A 13,848-nucleotide genomic window follows, 5' to 3' on the forward strand; every position below is an offset into this window, starting at 1 on the left:
GGGTTCCTTTTGGATCAGCCGGCGCGGTTGGCTTGCTGCAGGATCAAGGAGCGGAAGACGTCGTTGGAAATGCCGATGCCGCCGGACTTGGTGAAGGATTTCGAATATTCATCCGTCAGCATCGAGCGCCAGACGCCGGTTCCGGTGGTGTCGCCGAACGGCCCTTCGCCTTTGACGTTGGTGGTCATCTGCGAAAACATCGAGTTGAGGAACATCGCCTCGAATTCCTGCGCCTTGGCGCGCGTCTTTTTCTGCGCCTCGGGCGAAATCTTTTTCAGCGCGTCGGCAAGCTGCGGATCGTTGCGGCCGTTGATCAGCGAAGTCTTTTTGTTCGAATATGCGCCGATGCCGTGGATAAGGCTCGTGTCCATCACATCACCTCGATGTCGGCCTGGATCGCGCCGGCGGCCTTGATCGCCTGCAGGATGCCGATCAGGTCGCGCGGGCCGATGCCAAGCCCGTTGAGGCCGTCGACGAGCTGCTGCAGCGAGACGCCGTCTTTCACGACCGCGAATTTCTTGCCGTCTTCGCTGACGCTGACCCCCGTCCGCGGCGTCACCACGGTGCGGCCGCGCGACAGCGGGTTGGGCTGGCTGACTTGCGGGCTTTCGGAAATCGTGACGGTGAGATTGCCCTGCGCCACCGCGACGGTGGCGACGCGAACGTCGCGGCCCATCACGATGATGCCGGAGCGTTCGTCGATCACGATTTTGGCGGCGAGATCCGGCTCGACCTGCAATTGCTCGATCTCGGTCAGGAAGGCGACGACGTTGCCCTTGAATTCGGCGGGGATCGACATCTGCACCGTGGAGGGATCGATCGGCTCGGCGGTCTTGACCCCGAGGAAATCGTTGACGGCCGCGGCGATGCGCTTGGCGGTGGTGAAGTCGGCGTTGCGCAGCGCCAGGCGGACATTGGGCAGGCGATTGAGCGCGAATTCGATTTCGCGCTCGATGATGGCGCCGTTGGCGATCCGGCCTACAGTGGGCACGCCGCGGGTGATGCTGGCGGCAGCGCCTTCGGCTGCAAAGCCCGAGATCGCCAGCGAGCCCTGCGCCACCGCATAGACATTGCCGTCGGCGCCGAGCAGGGGGGTGACCAGCAGGGTGCCGCCGGTCAGGTTCTTGGCATCGCCGAGCGCGGACACCGTGACATCCATCCGCGTGCCTTGAGTCCCGAACGCCGGCAGATTGCCGGTCACCATGACGGCGGCGACGTTGCCGGTGCGGATGGTGGCGCCGCGGATGTTGACGCCCATGCGCTCGAGCATCGCCTGCAGCGATTGCTTGGTGAAGGGAATGTTGTTCAGCGTGTCGCCGGTGCCGTTGAGGCCGACCACGAGGCCGTAGCCGATCAACTGGTTCTGCCGCACGCCTTCGATGTTGGCGAGATCCTTGATCCGCGAGGTCGCGCCCGCGGACGAGGGCGATAGCGCCAGCAACGCGGCGCAGGCCACCCAAATCAGTCTTGCCGAACGGATGCCGGGCATCCTGTGCTCCCCTCGAGGTCTTCAACCGGAGCGCTGCGCCACTCCCATGACGGCGATCCAACATTAACTATGCGAGGGTCATGCCATGTCGCGTTTCTGAAGCAATACCTTGATATTGCTGAATGTTCGCCGGAGCCATGATGCTGCGGCGGCTTCACCAAGATGGGCGAAACTGCCGTACGCCGGCAGATTTTGCCGGGCTATTTACGCATCATTAACCATAAAGAGGCGAAGGTTCCTCTACTCTCACGGCGAGACCACCGCGATGCGCATCTACGGACCGAACGGCACCACGCTTGGATCGCCTGCGAGTAGTACGCGGCGAACAAGTTCGACCGGCTTCTCGTTGCCGGAAGCGCCGTCGACACCCGAGGAGCCGCGCTCGGCTGCAGCACCCAGGGCCGCCGGCAACATCGATGCGCTGCTGGCGCTGCAGGGCGTCGAGGATCCGACCGAGCGCCGTAAGCGTTCGGTAGCGCGGGGCAGGGGCGCGCTCGACGTGCTCGACGAGCTCAAGATCGGACTGCTTTCCGGCAATCTCGATGCTTCCACGATGAACCGGCTGCGCGATGCCGCGGCCAATCTGAAATCCTCCTCCGGCGATCCCGGCCTCGACGCGGTATTGTCCGAGATTGAGCTGCGGGTTGAAGTCGAGCTGGCAAAGGCCGGCCGGTTCTAGTTTCGAATGTCATTGCCCGGCTTGACCGGGCAACCCAGTATTCCAGAGACGCCTGCTTCTGACGGAGAGGCCGCAGCGTACTGGATGCCCCGCTTGAAGCGTGGCATGACAGCGGTGGATAGCCTCACGCCGCTATCGAATTGCGCGCCGCGTCGTAGCGGCGCTGCGCGTTCAACACCTCCTTCAAGTTCGTCTCCGCCCACTCCCGCAACGGATCGACCGCGCCGGCGAGTGTCGCGCCGAGCGGCGTGATCGAATACTCCACCGTGACAGGCACGGTCGCGATCGCGCGTCGCCGGATCAGTCCGTCGCGTTCGAGCGATTTGAGAACCTGGCTGAGCATCTTCTGCGAGATGCCTTCAATGGTGCGGCGTAACGCATTGAAACGCATCGGCTCGTCGCGCACGAGAAGCAGGATTAACACCGCCCATTTATCGCCGACGCGATCGAGAATCTGGCGCGTCGGGCAATTGGCCGAATAGGCGTTCGGGGTTTTCGAATTGGCGGCTTTCACAGCGGTTACTCCGGCGTAATCAGGTGACCCAAAAGTGCTCTCTTCACACTTACATCCTTTTCGCTATCTAGTCACCATTGGATACCACATTCGCGTATCGCAAGGGAGACTTCCATGAAAATCGCCGTCATTGGCGCGTCCGGCAACGCCGGTTCGCGCATATCAGCCGAACTCGCCCGCCGCGGCCACAGCGTGACCGCCATCGCCCGCCATCCCGAAAAGATCGCTGCCCAGGCCAACGTCACGCCAACCCGGGGCGACGTGATGGACCAGGCCGGGCTTGCCCGGCTTCTGGCCGGCCACGACGCCGCAATCAGCTCGGTTCATTTTCTTGCCAGCGATCCGGCCAAGCTGATCGGCGCCGCCAAGGAATCGAAGGTTGGCCGCTACCTCGTCGTCGGCGGCGCCGGCAGCCTCGAAGTGGCCCCGGGCGTCCGTCTGGTCACCACCCCGGGTTTTCCCGTGGCATACAAGGCGGAAGCCGAAAAGGGCGCCGCGTTCCTCGACCTGCTCCGGGGCGAGACGGAACTCAACTGGACCTTCCTGTCGCCCTCGGCCCTGTTCACCGCCGGCGAACGAACCGGCAAGTTCCGCCTCGGGAACGACCAGCTTTTGACCTCTGCCGACGGCAAAAGCTCGATTTCCTTCGAGGATTTCGCAGTTGCACTCGCCGACGAGATCGAGCGCCCGGCCCATATCCGCCAGCGCTTCACGGTCGGCTACTAAAGAACGGGCCGCCCGATAACTTTGCCTGTGCAAGGCCTTGGGGGAGATGCCCCCAGGGGGACGGCCTATATTGTCTGTCACAACCCGCCGCTATATAAGGCCCGCGCGGACGGACAATTTTCCGCCCCGCCTTGCACGTGAAGATGGGCTGGCCTTGGAAAAGTTGAAGAATTATCGACCCTCCGAAAAAGAGCCTTTCATGAACGACCGCCAGCGCGATTATTTTCGCGCCAAGCTGCTGGCGTGGAAGGATGAGATCCTGAGGGAATCAAAGATTACCCTGCAGACCCTCCAGGAAGAGAACGTCAATCATCCCGATTTGGCTGATCGCGCCTCTTCCGAAACCGATCGCGCCATCGAACTGCGCGCCCGCGACCGCCAGCGCAAATTGATCTCCAAGATCGACGCCGCGCTGCAACGCATCGAGGACAACACCTACGGCTATTGCGAGGAGACCGGCGAGCCGATCTCGCTCAAGCGGCTGGAGGCCCGCCCGATTGCAACGCTGTCGGTGGAAGCGCAGGAGCGTCACGAGAAGCGCGAGAAGGTTTATCGGGACGAGTAGGGCATTGACGGGCGACTGACCGCAGTGCGCGGTCAGCGCTCCGCCTTGCAACAAGAAAGCCGCCGCTGATGGACAACATTCTTGCGGCCGCACAGACCATCGTTACGGCTCGCCGCAATCGCACGCCGCTGGCCTCGCTTGCTCCTGAGCTTGTGCCCGGCGATGAGGCGGAAGGCTATCGCATTCAACGCGCGGTCCACGACCTGCTGCTGCCGCAAACCGGTAGCCTGGTCGGTTACAAGATCGGCTGCACCAGCGCGGTGATGCAGCAATATCTCGACATCCCCCATCCCTGCGCCGGCGGCGTGTTTGCCAAGGGGGTTCACGACAGCGGCGCCAAGCTGCGCCACGGCGACTATGTCCGTGTCGGCGTCGAATGCGAGATCGCGGTGCGGCTCGCGCGCAATCTCGCGCCATCGGAAGCCCCGTTCACCGCGGAGTGGATGATGGAGGCGATCGAGGCCTACCACCCCGCGATCGAGATCGTCGACGACCGCTACGTCAAATGGGAGACGATGGGCGCACCGACGCTGGTTGCTGATGATTTCTTCGCCGCCGGCTGCGTGCTCGGCAAGGCGGTGGCGCGCACCAAGGCGCCGGACCTGCTCACGGTCAAGGGCCGCGCCATCGTCAACGGCGAGGAAGCCGGGCGCGGCACCGGCGCCGATGTGCTCGGTCATCCCAACAACGCGCTGGCCTGGCTCGCCAACCATCTCGCCGACGAGGGCAAGGGACTGCATGCGGGCCAGATTGTGCTAACGGGAAGTCTTGTGAAGACCGTGTGGCTCAACGCTGGCGACCGCGTGAAGATGGAACTGGATGGCTTGGGGACCGTGGAAGCGAAGTTTGCGTAGATTCCGTAGGGTGGGCAAAGCGTAGCGTGCCACCATTCAGCACAATGATTTTGATAGATGGTGGGCACGGCGCGAAGCCGCGCCTTTGCCCACCCTACGATCGGTGATTGCGTGATGGCAGAAAGCGTTCCGTCGGTTCTCGAATCCGACGCGCGAGGTGAAATCGCCGACATCTATGCCGACATTCGAAAAGTTCTCGGCACCAGCGTGGTCAACCTGATCTGGCGCAACCTCGCGACCATGCCGGATGCGCTGGAATGGACGTGGTCCACCGTCCGTCCGCTCTATCTCGCCGACGGCCCATTGCATGCCGAAGCCGTCAGGCAAACGATCGCGCTGCCGGACTGCCCCGGCTTCTCCACCGACACGTTAGCTTCCGCCGGCCTGGACGAGACCGAACGCGCGCTCATTCGTGACGTGCTCGGCAGCTATCAATATACCAACGCGCTCGCGCTCGTCGTGTTGTCCGCGCTCCTCGCGCATTACGACCCGCGGCCAGCGGATGCGGTGAAGCCTGCCGGCACCGCGCCAAAGCCGTCCGGCGCAAAAATTCCAGAACTGCCACCGATGGATGCATTGGACCCGGAAGTGACAGCTCTGGTTGCAGAATTGAATTCCTTCGGCGAAGACACCGAGCCGCAGTTGATCGCAAGCATGTACCGGCATCTGGCGTATTGGCCGGCCTATCTGGCGCTGGTGCGAACCATGCTGGCGCCGCTGCAGCGGGAAGGGCGGCTGAATGCACTGACGCTTTCGACTCGCGCGCTTGGGTATGCCCATGGCGCTGTTCTTGCGCGGCAACTGAAACCTGCCACGCCGCCGGATACGCTGAAGGGGGTGCTCGCTTCCTGCCGACTGTTCGTCGAACATCCTATCACACGCATGACGGGGCTCTGCGCCCTGATCCGGCGCGCGACGCCGGAGTGAGGCATCAGCCGTCGGAGCACTTCAGATCGGATTTGTCCCAGAAAGCTTTGATGGCATTGAAGGGCACGGAGAGGCGTTCCCGATTCCCCATGAGGCGCAGCAAGACCTCGAAGCGGTCGTCCTTGATGTTCAACTGCTCGAAGTCATTCTGCAGGATGATGGTCATATCGTCGGGATATTTCGACTTGAGGCCGATCGACAGTTTCACACCGTCGGCGTGGGTGCGGAACGTGACATTGACCGGCCGCTGCTCGGAGGCGAGCTTGAGCGTCTCGGCGATTCTGGAGCGCGCTGTCGGCTTGCTGCACGACTCGGCGAACGCGGACGAGGCCGGGATGACGATCGCGAGGAGGAGAAGCATTGCCGCATAGGAGATGGCCATACCCCGCACTTGCGGGGTATCCAGTACGCCGCGACCTGTCGTGTCCATCACTACTGTCTCTGGAATACTCGATCGCCTGCCTGCGAGCACGAATGACAACTGGCTGTGTTTCGCGTTGCCGCGGCTCGCTTCACCCAAGGTCATGCTAACCAGTTCCCTCAAAAAAGAAAGAGGGCGCAGGAAATGCCGGGCCGCCGGGCACCCGCAGCCCAGGTCCACGGGTAGCAGGCACAGGTCAGTTGCCACCGGGCGCTCGGGATCGCCCTACGCTCCCTGTGCAGCAGTTTTAAAGGTTTAAGCCGTGCTCTCCGCCGCAGAGCGTTCGTCTTGCCAACCGTCACCGCAAAATTAATGGTTAATCGAAAACCTGGTCGGGGTTCGAAGTAGTTGGCCTGGGTGGCGCCAATAATGGATGCCAGGGCCATTCGATCGTGCAACGTAGCTTCATTAACTATCGCATCAGGCCATGGCTGCCGACCGAATCCTTGCCGGAGGGGTTTGAGCGCCGTTCGTTTGTGCCGTTTCGTACTCGGGGAATATCGGCTGCGACAAACTTGCACATACGATACTGCCGCGACACCGCACCGCCCGTGACGATTCGCATCATGTCCTTCTTGGGCGGAGTGACGTTCGGGAAGGAACGATTCTCGGCCCGGAAAATTATGCACTCGTGTCGCTAGACACGCGGCAACCTTGTCAGGCTTCGGCGCAATCTTCCCCCCAGAGGGCGCTGGAGCCTGCCTTTTTAACGGGCTTGGAGAGGAGACGCGACCGCGGCGTTTCGCTTCGCTCGCGGCGGCCATGGTGGCTGCTTCCTTCGATACTCGCGCGCTGCGCGCTCTTCGTCAAAGGGAGGTTTTGAGACCGATGATTCGGGGCGACGCGATTGAACGTGCGATACGGGGAAACGACAAGCGTGCCGGTGGCCCGGTTCCTCAGCCGGCGCTTTTGGGCCGCGCGGTTGGCAATCGCATCGCCGTCACAGGCTGATGACATACGCGCTCATCGCCAGCAAAATGGCGACGCTTATGGCGATAAGGATCAAGAAGAATTTTCCCATTGCTCTGCCTCTCGCAGACCCCAACGCAAAGCAGCCGGAATAGTTCTTTGCTGACCGGCGAGCTCACCCGCGTTCGCAGAAGGGCCCGCCATCGAGGCGGGCCCTTCGAAAATCAGGTGTGACCTCGATCAGATCGCGACGCCGTAATAATCGTTGACGGCGCGGGTCCTGGTCGGGTCGCTCCAGTTCCAGGTGTTGTCGTTGCGGTAATGCGGTGCGCCCTTGAGCTGCGCTTCCGTCACGCCGGTGACGTAGCCGCCGAGCGAGGTATCGTATTTCAGCGATTGCCAGGGCAGCGGATAGTGCTCGTCGCCGATGCCGAGAAAGCCGCCAAAACTGAGCACGGCGTAAGACACCTTGCCGCTCGGCTTGTCGATCATGACGCGTTCGATCGAGCCGATCTTGTTGCGGTCGGCCCCGTAGACCGCCGTTCCCTCGACCTTGTCGCTGCCGATCAGGTTACCGGCTTCGCTTGCTTCCAAAGACATGCTTTCCTCCAGTTGGGGATTGAAGAACAGAAAACGAAGGGCGTGAGGAAACGTTCCTGAGTGAAAGGGTACGCATCGACGCACGCCCCCGATACCTGAGTAGCGCGCACCTGCTGGATTTAAATTGGTTGCAACTCGACGCCCGCTAACAGGCGCTGCGCGTTCACACGTCCTCGGCGACGTGCCAACTTTTCGTGAGGCAGGTTGCCCAATCGAAGCAGCCATATCGGATCAATAATTGTCAAGCCGACCAGATCTCCGCCACGAGTGCTGGCAGCATCACCTAACAGTGACTTTGGCAATGTGAAATATCTCACGCGCCCGCACTGAGTCCGGACCTACGAAAGGTCATTTAGCGTAGGAGGAAAACATGCGTGTACGTATTGCATTTCTTGCGTTAGTGACATCGGCAATTGTCTACACCGGCCTTAACGCGGCATCGGCGAAAGATTACCCTTATTGCCTCCAGGGCGATGACTTCGCCGGCGGGTCGGGCGAGTGTATCTACTCGACCCACGCGCAGTGCCAGGCTGCGGCTTCGGGCCGGACGGCTTCTTGTATAGACAATCACAACTTCAGCGCCAACGCCCTGTTCATCGACAGGAACCACTCGCGTCGGCGCCCGCACTGAAGGCGGGCGGTGCGACGGGCATTAATGCGCGTTGGGACACATCGGTCAAAAACGACCACGGCCTCCGCCAGGGGAGCTGACGGAGGCCGTGATATTGTCGGACTGGCGCGGCAATGAGCTGCGGCCTCCGCCGGGTAAATTGGCTGAGGCGGTCGAACATCGCGTCACGTCCGGATTGGCAAGGGCACGAAGGATCGCACCGCCACCGATCCAGGCCCGACGCTAGCCATCAGCTCTCTAGATCGATCGCCGTTGCCGGCCGGCGAAGAGACCGTAGACAAAAAGCACAATGATGGCGCCGACGACCGCACCGATCAGGCCCGCGCCTTCGCCGGGCCTGTACCATCCGAGCGCCTGGCCGAGATAAGTCGCTACGAAGGCGCCGACGATGCCCAGTATGGTGGTGAGAATGAAGCCTGAGGGCTCGTTATCTCCAGGCATGATGAATTTAGCAAACACGCCCGCAATAAAACCAATGATGATCGTCCAAAGTACACCCATCTCGATGCTCCGTTCTTGATCGCTCCGATGTCACGTCCATCAATTCATGCTGCGGGCAAACGGCCGTCCGGCGTGTATTTGTCGACGGCTGCCGGAAGCTCGCGCGACAATCTCGCGAGGATTTCCTCCTGCGACAGTCCGGTCTGCTGTTCGAGTTGTGCCAGAACGTCGGAGCCGATCGCCTGCTTCAATTCGGGCGGAGAGACATCCTTGTTCGGACCCTGATTGATCCAGGATTCAGCCTTGTCGCCCTGGCCATTTTGCTGGAACCTATCGAGCAGTTCGCCGAGCCCGCCGCTGAGGAGGCCGCCAGCCCCGGCGCCGCCCAACATCCCGCCGAGGTTGCCCAGCAAGCCGCCCAAGGGCTGCTGACCGGCGCCTGCATCCGGCTGGCCGCCGCCGGCGCCCTTGAGAAGTTCTGCCAATTTGTCGCGGTTCTGGTATCCGGCAATGGCGAGTAGCCCGAGAAGGGCAGTCATCGATGGCATTCCGCGGGTCATGGTCGGCTCCCTTTGTTCGGTGCTGTCAGGAACGCGGAGCGGAAGCTTCGGTTCCATTGCGTGAGCGGCCGCAACGAAGCCAACACCCGCCGCTGCCGCCGCAAGCCCAGGACGATGATCCCCGCGCAAACGACCACGGCCTCCGTCAGGGGAGCTGACGGAGGCCGTGTAGAACATCTCCGTCGCGCCTAGGTTCGCAACGAGATGTGGGAGCTCGGATGAAACTCAGAATGGCAGCAGCACGTCCATTACCTGCTGGCCGTAGCGGGGTTGCTGCACGTCGGTGATCTGGCCGCGGCCGCCATAGGCGATGCGGGCCTGCGCGATCTTCGAGGAATCGATGGTGTTGTCGCTCTGGATGTCCTCAGGCCGGACGATGCCGGCGACGATCAGTTCGCGGATTTCGAAGTTGACGCGAATTTCCTGCTTGCCCTCGACCACGAGATTGCCGTTCGGCAGCACCTGCGTGACCACGGCCGCGACGTTGGTCTGCAAGGCTTCCTGGCGGTTGACCGAACCCTTGCCGTCGCTCGACGATGTCGAGTCTGTGGTCAGGAGGCGGCCGGGCAGGATCTTGTGCGGTTGTGTAATAGTCTGCGCACCGATGAAATCGGTGATCCCCGAGTCTTCCTTGCTCGTGCGGCTGCGCTGGGTCTCGTTGGCGATGTTGGCCTTGTCGGTGATATTGACGGTCACAGTGAGGAGATCGCCGATCCGCGCCGCGCGCTGATCCTTGAAGAAGGCGCGAGAGCCGTTCCGCCACAGCGAGTTGGCATTGTAGGAAGCCTGTTCCGGCTTCGGCATCGGCATCTGCACCGGCTTGTAGCCGGGCTGCGTGGTCGGGTTTTCGATCTCCGTCAGCCTCGGCTTTTCGCCGATCTGGGAGAGACGGTCGATCGAGGAACAACCGCTGGCCAAGGCGGCCAGCGACAGCATGGCGCCCGTGAGAATGATGCGGTTGCGACGGATGACTGACATTTACATTACTCGGTTTTTGGAGCGACTGACGAACTGACGGTAGCGACCGCAACCGGCGCGGGTTGTGCGCTGAGCGAGGAGGTAGCGTCGCTGGTCTGCGGCGGGCGAGGCGCCACCGGGGTAATCGAAACCTGGCCGCGCCCTGTCACCGTGCCGGACAGCGTGCGCTTCGACTGCAGGTTCATGACGTTGACGACGTCGCCTTCGGTGCCGCCCTCCAGCGCCTTGCCGCGCATGGTGAGGTAGATTCCGGGCGCCTCGTAGACCAGTATGACGTTCTGGTCGCGCTGCACCAGATCGGGCTTGGCGAGATCGGCGGTGCGGATCGCCTGGCCGGCGCGGAGCTGGCGGCGGGCCTGCATGCCCACCGCGCGGTCGCGCGTGGCGGCATCCGCGCCGGCTTCCGCTTTCGGGCGGCGCTCGACCACCACGTCGGATGATTTCAAGACCTCATTGCGCTCGACATTGCGGGCCAGCACTGCGGCTTCGACCGTCTCGATCGCCGTGCCGGTGAAACGCAGCTTGGCCGCGGCGGCGCCGTTCTCGTTGCCGATTTCGAAGGTAATGTCGAAGCGGCCGTTGCGGTTGTCGTAGCGGACGATGGCTGCCTGCATGGCGCCGGTGAAGCCGGCGTCCAGCTTGACGTCGCTGGGGTCGCGGTCGAAGGTCAGCGACAGATTGGCGGCGTCGCCGAGACCGTTGCGGCGCTCCAGCGCGCGGGCGATCTGCAGCTCGATATCCTTGCCCTCCAGCGCGCGGGCCAGACGCGTCACCGAAATTTCCTTCAGGCCGTTTGTATCGACGCCGATCACTTGATGGGCGCGAAGGGTGTTGAGCACCTGCGCGACCGGCAGCGAGCCCGTGGTGCCCAGATCCGGCGCGCGGTAGATCGCGATCTGCCCGGCGCTGCCGGCATTGTCGATCACGTCGCCGATCCGCACCAGATCGCTCGACACCTGCACGTTGGCGCGCAGTACGGGGGCTGCGATCAAGTTGCGGTTCGCGAAGGTTTCCTGGATCTGCGCAACCGCGGTCGCGCTCGATGCAGCGATCAGTGCTGTGGCCAGGAGGAGGGCGCGGGCGATCATGACCAGTCCTCAGCGGAACATGTTGGAGGTGGATTGCAGCATCTGGTCGGCCGCGCTCACGACCTTGGCGTTCATCTCGTAGGCGCGCTGGGCGGCGATCAGGTCGGAGATTTCGGTCACCACCTCGACATTGGCCTGTTCGAGATTGCCCTGCTGCATGTCTCCAAAACCGTCGGTGTTGGCCACGCCGTCCTGCGGCGTGCCGGAGGCCGGCGTGTCCGTGAACAGATTGTCGCCGATCGGGTTGAGGCCGGCCTTGTTGATGAAACGCGTCAGGCCGATCTGGCCGACCTGGGTTGGCGTGGTCGAGCCGGGCACAATCACGGTGACCTGGCCCTGCGCGTTGATGGTGATCTGCGAGGAATTCTGCGGGATCGTGATCGTCGGCTGCACCGGATTGCCCTGCGCGGTGACGACGCGGCCCTGCGCGTCCATCATGAACGAGCCGTCGCGGGTATAGGCATAGGTGCCGTCGGGCACCTGGATCTTGAAGAAGCCTTCGCCGCGGATCGCGACGTCGAGGTCGTTGCCGGTCGGCGAGAGCGTGCCCTGGCTCATCAGGCGCGGCGTACCGACGGTCTTGACGCCGCCGCCGATGTCGACGCCGACCGGCAGGATGGTGCCCTGGTCGGAAGCCTGCGCGCCGACGCGGCGCACATGGTCATAAATCAAATCCTGAAACGCCGCCCGCTGCTTCTTGTAGCCGGTGGTGCGCATGTTGGCGATGTTGTTGGAGATCACCTGAACGTTCAGTTCCTGTGCCGCCATGCCGGTCGCTGCTGTGTAGAGGGCGCGCATCGATCAATGCCTTACGGTTATGCCGGAACGTCGGCGAGTTTTTCGACTGCGGTTCGGTGCAGGTCGTGCTGCTGCTGCAGCATCGCCGAGATCTGCGTGTAGGTGCGCGTGATCTCGATCATGCGGCTCATTTCGTGGACGGAATTGACGTTCGACTTCTCGATGAAGCCCTGGCGGACCTGGGAGGTGGTGTCGGGCTGGGCGGCGACGCCCTGGCCCGCCGAGTAGAGGTTGCCGCCTTCCTTGACGAGCTTCTGCGCGTCGGCGAACGAGACCAGCCGCAGCTTGCCGCGGACTGCGTCGGTGCGGCCGGTGCCCTCGACGACCGTGACATTGCCGTCGGCTGCGATGTTGATCGCCTTGTCGGTGGGCTGGAACACGATCGGGCCGGAGGTACCCAGCACCGGATCGCCGCTCGCGGTCACGAGCTGGCCCTGATTGTTGATCTGCAGGCCGCCGTCGCGGGTGTAACGTTCGCCGGCGGCGGTCTGCACCACCAGGAAGGCTTTGCCGTCGATAGCGACGTCGAGCGGGTTCTTGGTCTGCTCGGAGGGGCCGGCTGCGAAATCGTGGAAGGTGGCGCGGTCGTGCACGAAAGAGACGCGGCGGTCGGCGCGCACGAAATTGTCTTCATGCGCCGGCGAGCGCAGAAATTCCTCGAACAGCGACCGGTCGGCCTTGAAGCCGGTCGTGTTGATGTTGGCGACGTTGTTGGCGACGACATCCATCTGCCGTTCCAGCGTCATCTGCCGCGAAAGTCCGACGAGAAGCATATTCTCCATCGGTGGTTCTCCCCTTGATCGATCCGAAAACAAGCTCTCCCAAGCCGGTGGTCCGGATCCGTCGTAAACCTTTGGGCTCTCCCAAGCCGGCAGGTCACGCCAGTTACTCAGCGAAAGCCGTGCCAAGTCGGGAAATGGCGGCTTTCTAAGGGGTTAGGCATTTTTCGGGACGCGGCGGGGGCGGCAGAAAGGTCTTGTTGACCATGTTTGCCCGGCAGATTTTTCCTACTTGGGCGCTAATGGAAAGGTTCCGTTAACCATTATTACCCTAGCGTTGCAGCCATAGAGAGCGCGTGTGCGCTGGCGGCTTTTGTTTCGCGTTGTGGGGGCATCGTTACCCAGGCTGGTGGCAACCGCGTTCGTTTTCGGAATCGAAGCGGGCGGGGCAATGGCTGACAACGAGCAGGCGGAAGGCGCAGACGGCGCAGAAGCCGCGTCGTCGAAAAAGGGCAAGCTCAAACTGATCATTGCGGCCGCCGGGTTCGTCGCAATCCTCGGCGCCGGCGCCGGCTGGTTCTTCCTGATGCGCGGCCATGGCGAGGAGAAGCACGCCGAAGCGCCGCCGCCGAAGCCGCCGTCCTTTGTCGAAGTGCCCGATATGATGGTCAACCTGGTCGGGGCCCCCGGCGAGCGGGTGCAATATCTCCGCGTCAAGGTCGTGCTCGAGATCAAGGATGAGAAGCAGGTCGAGGCGATCAAGCCGAACCTGCCGCGCGTCACCGACCTGTTCCAGACCTATTTGCGCGAATTGCGTCCCTCCGACATCAACGGTTCGGCGGGGCTGTTTCGCCTCAAGGAAGAGCTGACCAAGCGGGTCAACAACGCGGTGGCGCCGCAGCAGGTGAGCGCCGTGCTGTTCAAAGAAATCGTCGTGCAGTGATGGGAC

18 protein-coding genes are annotated in these 13,848 nt (G+C 62.6%); 7 read left to right on the plus strand and 11 right to left on the minus strand.

Annotated features, from left to right (window positions below):
* Nucleotides 1-14: 14 nt before the first annotated feature.
* Together flgJ and ACVWVY_RS20430 are read right to left on the minus strand one after the other, a co-directional pair.
* On the minus strand, nt 15-371 hold the full coding sequence (gene flgJ, locus ACVWVY_RS20425; RefSeq protein ID WP_456628068.1) for a flagellar assembly peptidoglycan hydrolase FlgJ: 357 nt from the start codon (nt 369-371) through the stop codon (nt 15-17).
* Entirely contained in the window at nt 371-1,489 is a 1,119-nt protein-coding gene (locus tag ACVWVY_RS20430) for a flagellar basal body P-ring protein FlgI (RefSeq protein WP_456628069.1), read from the minus strand. Before ACVWVY_RS20430 ends, flgJ begins: the two co-directional genes overlap by 1 nt.
* Before the next feature lie 265 nt (nt 1,490-1,754).
* Between ACVWVY_RS20430 and ACVWVY_RS20435 the strand changes: the two genes are divergently transcribed.
* Nucleotides 1,755-2,168: a flagellar assembly protein FliX gene (locus tag ACVWVY_RS20435; protein WP_456628070.1), complete on the plus strand. Its 414-nt coding sequence runs from the start codon at nt 1,755-1,757 to the stop codon at nt 2,166-2,168.
* A 124-nt stretch (nt 2,169-2,292) separates the two neighbouring features.
* Here ACVWVY_RS20435 and ACVWVY_RS20440 read toward each other — a convergent pair whose 3' ends face one another.
* Entirely contained in the window at nt 2,293-2,682 is a 390-nt protein-coding gene (locus tag ACVWVY_RS20440) for a winged helix-turn-helix transcriptional regulator (RefSeq protein ID WP_456628071.1), read from the minus strand.
* 114 nt (nt 2,683-2,796) lie between these two features.
* Here ACVWVY_RS20440 and ACVWVY_RS20445 point away from each other — a divergent pair, with 114 nt between their 5' ends.
* The 4 genes from ACVWVY_RS20445 to ACVWVY_RS20460 all read left to right on the plus strand — a co-directional run bounded on the left by ACVWVY_RS20445 (nt 2,797) and on the right by ACVWVY_RS20460 (nt 5,754).
* A complete protein-coding gene (locus ACVWVY_RS20445) occupies nt 2,797-3,408 on the plus strand; it encodes an NAD(P)-dependent oxidoreductase (RefSeq protein WP_456628072.1) in 612 nt (203 codons plus the stop codon).
* Between the two features lie 199 nt (nt 3,409-3,607).
* Complete coding sequence (gene dksA / locus ACVWVY_RS20450; protein WP_092509290.1) at nt 3,608-3,973, plus strand: RNA polymerase-binding protein DksA; 366 nt, start codon at nt 3,608-3,610, stop codon at nt 3,971-3,973.
* A gap of 68 nt (nt 3,974-4,041) precedes the next feature.
* Nucleotides 4,042-4,827, plus strand: coding sequence for a 2-keto-4-pentenoate hydratase (locus ACVWVY_RS20455; protein ID WP_456628073.1), 786 nt, complete (start codon nt 4,042-4,044; stop codon nt 4,825-4,827).
* A gap of 114 nt (nt 4,828-4,941) precedes the next feature.
* Nucleotides 4,942-5,754, plus strand: coding sequence for a hypothetical protein (locus tag ACVWVY_RS20460; protein WP_456628074.1), 813 nt, complete (start codon nt 4,942-4,944; stop codon nt 5,752-5,754).
* Nucleotides 5,755-5,758: 4 nt separating this feature from the next.
* On the opposite strand, the gene ACVWVY_RS20465 is transcribed toward ACVWVY_RS20460, so the two are convergent.
* Complete coding sequence (locus ACVWVY_RS20465) at nt 5,759-6,280, minus strand: ClpXP protease specificity-enhancing factor SspB (RefSeq protein ID WP_456628075.1); 522 nt, start codon at nt 6,278-6,280, stop codon at nt 5,759-5,761.
* 1,044 nt (nt 6,281-7,324) lie between these two features.
* Nucleotides 7,325-7,684 (minus strand): PRC-barrel domain-containing protein, encoded by a 360-nt coding sequence (locus ACVWVY_RS20470; protein WP_456628076.1) that lies wholly within the window; start codon nt 7,682-7,684, stop codon nt 7,325-7,327.
* Between the two features lie 370 nt (nt 7,685-8,054).
* On the opposite strand from ACVWVY_RS20470, the gene ACVWVY_RS20475 reads away from it, so the two are divergent.
* On the plus strand, nt 8,055-8,315 hold the full coding sequence (locus ACVWVY_RS20475; RefSeq protein WP_456628077.1) for a DUF3551 domain-containing protein: 261 nt from the start codon (nt 8,055-8,057) through the stop codon (nt 8,313-8,315).
* Between the two features lie 237 nt (nt 8,316-8,552).
* Here ACVWVY_RS20475 and ACVWVY_RS20480 read toward each other — a convergent pair whose 3' ends face one another.
* From ACVWVY_RS20480 to flgF, 6 genes are all read right to left on the minus strand, one after another.
* Nucleotides 8,553-8,816: a GlsB/YeaQ/YmgE family stress response membrane protein gene (locus ACVWVY_RS20480; RefSeq protein WP_456628078.1), complete on the minus strand. Its 264-nt coding sequence runs from the start codon at nt 8,814-8,816 to the stop codon at nt 8,553-8,555.
* A 44-nt stretch (nt 8,817-8,860) separates the two neighbouring features.
* Nucleotides 8,861-9,316, minus strand: a complete 456-nt coding sequence (locus ACVWVY_RS20485; protein WP_456628079.1) for a YidB family protein — start codon at nt 9,314-9,316, stop codon at nt 8,861-8,863.
* A 225-nt stretch (nt 9,317-9,541) separates the two neighbouring features.
* A complete protein-coding gene (flgH, locus tag ACVWVY_RS20490; RefSeq protein ID WP_456628080.1) occupies nt 9,542-10,294 on the minus strand; it encodes a flagellar basal body L-ring protein FlgH in 753 nt (250 codons plus the stop codon).
* A 5-nt stretch (nt 10,295-10,299) separates the two neighbouring features.
* A complete protein-coding gene (flgA, locus tag ACVWVY_RS20495) occupies nt 10,300-11,382 on the minus strand; it encodes a flagellar basal body P-ring formation chaperone FlgA (protein ID WP_456628081.1) in 1,083 nt (360 codons plus the stop codon).
* A gap of 9 nt (nt 11,383-11,391) precedes the next feature.
* A complete protein-coding gene (flgG, locus tag ACVWVY_RS20500; RefSeq protein ID WP_456628082.1) occupies nt 11,392-12,180 on the minus strand; it encodes a flagellar basal-body rod protein FlgG in 789 nt (262 codons plus the stop codon).
* A 17-nt stretch (nt 12,181-12,197) separates the two neighbouring features.
* Nucleotides 12,198-12,962, minus strand: coding sequence for a flagellar basal-body rod protein FlgF (gene flgF, locus ACVWVY_RS20505; protein WP_456628083.1), 765 nt, complete (start codon nt 12,960-12,962; stop codon nt 12,198-12,200).
* 388 nt (nt 12,963-13,350) lie between these two features.
* On the opposite strand from flgF, the gene fliL reads away from it, so the two are divergent.
* On the plus strand, nt 13,351-13,842 hold the full coding sequence (gene fliL, locus ACVWVY_RS20510) for a flagellar basal body-associated protein FliL (protein ID WP_456628084.1): 492 nt from the start codon (nt 13,351-13,353) through the stop codon (nt 13,840-13,842).
* Nucleotides 13,843-13,848: the final 6 nt, after the last annotated feature.

It is taken from the genome of Bradyrhizobium sp. URHC0002 (assembly GCF_054059515.1).

Excerpts from the sequence above, each read along its gene's own strand:
- flgJ (WP_456628068.1), bottom strand. The coding sequence starts at position 371 with ATGGACACGAGCCTTATCCACGGCATCGGCGCATATTCGAACAAAAAG.
- ACVWVY_RS20430 (WP_456628069.1), bottom strand. The coding sequence starts at position 1,489 with ATGCCCGGCATCCGTTCGGCAAGACTGATTTGGGTGGCCTGCGCCGCG.
- ACVWVY_RS20435 (WP_456628070.1), top strand. The coding sequence starts at position 1,755 with ATGCGCATCTACGGACCGAACGGCACCACGCTTGGATCGCCTGCGAGT.
- ACVWVY_RS20445 (WP_456628072.1), top strand. The coding sequence starts at position 2,797 with ATGAAAATCGCCGTCATTGGCGCGTCCGGCAACGCCGGTTCGCGCATA.
- dksA (WP_092509290.1), top strand. The coding sequence starts at position 3,608 with ATGAACGACCGCCAGCGCGATTATTTTCGCGCCAAGCTGCTGGCGTGG.
- ACVWVY_RS20455 (WP_456628073.1), top strand. The coding sequence starts at position 4,042 with ATGGACAACATTCTTGCGGCCGCACAGACCATCGTTACGGCTCGCCGC.
- ACVWVY_RS20460 (WP_456628074.1), top strand. The coding sequence starts at position 4,942 with ATGGCAGAAAGCGTTCCGTCGGTTCTCGAATCCGACGCGCGAGGTGAA.
- ACVWVY_RS20465 (WP_456628075.1), bottom strand. The coding sequence starts at position 6,280 with ATGACCTTGGGTGAAGCGAGCCGCGGCAACGCGAAACACAGCCAGTTG.
- ACVWVY_RS20470 (WP_456628076.1), bottom strand. The coding sequence starts at position 7,684 with ATGTCTTTGGAAGCAAGCGAAGCCGGTAACCTGATCGGCAGCGACAAG.
- ACVWVY_RS20475 (WP_456628077.1), top strand. The coding sequence starts at position 8,055 with ATGCGTGTACGTATTGCATTTCTTGCGTTAGTGACATCGGCAATTGTC.
- ACVWVY_RS20480 (WP_456628078.1), bottom strand. The coding sequence starts at position 8,816 with ATGGGTGTACTTTGGACGATCATCATTGGTTTTATTGCGGGCGTGTTT.
- ACVWVY_RS20485 (WP_456628079.1), bottom strand. The coding sequence starts at position 9,316 with ATGACCCGCGGAATGCCATCGATGACTGCCCTTCTCGGGCTACTCGCC.
- flgH (WP_456628080.1), bottom strand. The coding sequence starts at position 10,294 with ATGTCAGTCATCCGTCGCAACCGCATCATTCTCACGGGCGCCATGCTG.
- flgA (WP_456628081.1), bottom strand. The coding sequence starts at position 11,382 with ATGATCGCCCGCGCCCTCCTCCTGGCCACAGCACTGATCGCTGCATCG.
- flgG (WP_456628082.1), bottom strand. The coding sequence starts at position 12,180 with ATGCGCGCCCTCTACACAGCAGCGACCGGCATGGCGGCACAGGAACTG.
- flgF (WP_456628083.1), bottom strand. The coding sequence starts at position 12,962 with ATGGAGAATATGCTTCTCGTCGGACTTTCGCGGCAGATGACGCTGGAA.
- fliL (WP_456628084.1), top strand. The coding sequence starts at position 13,351 with ATGGCTGACAACGAGCAGGCGGAAGGCGCAGACGGCGCAGAAGCCGCG.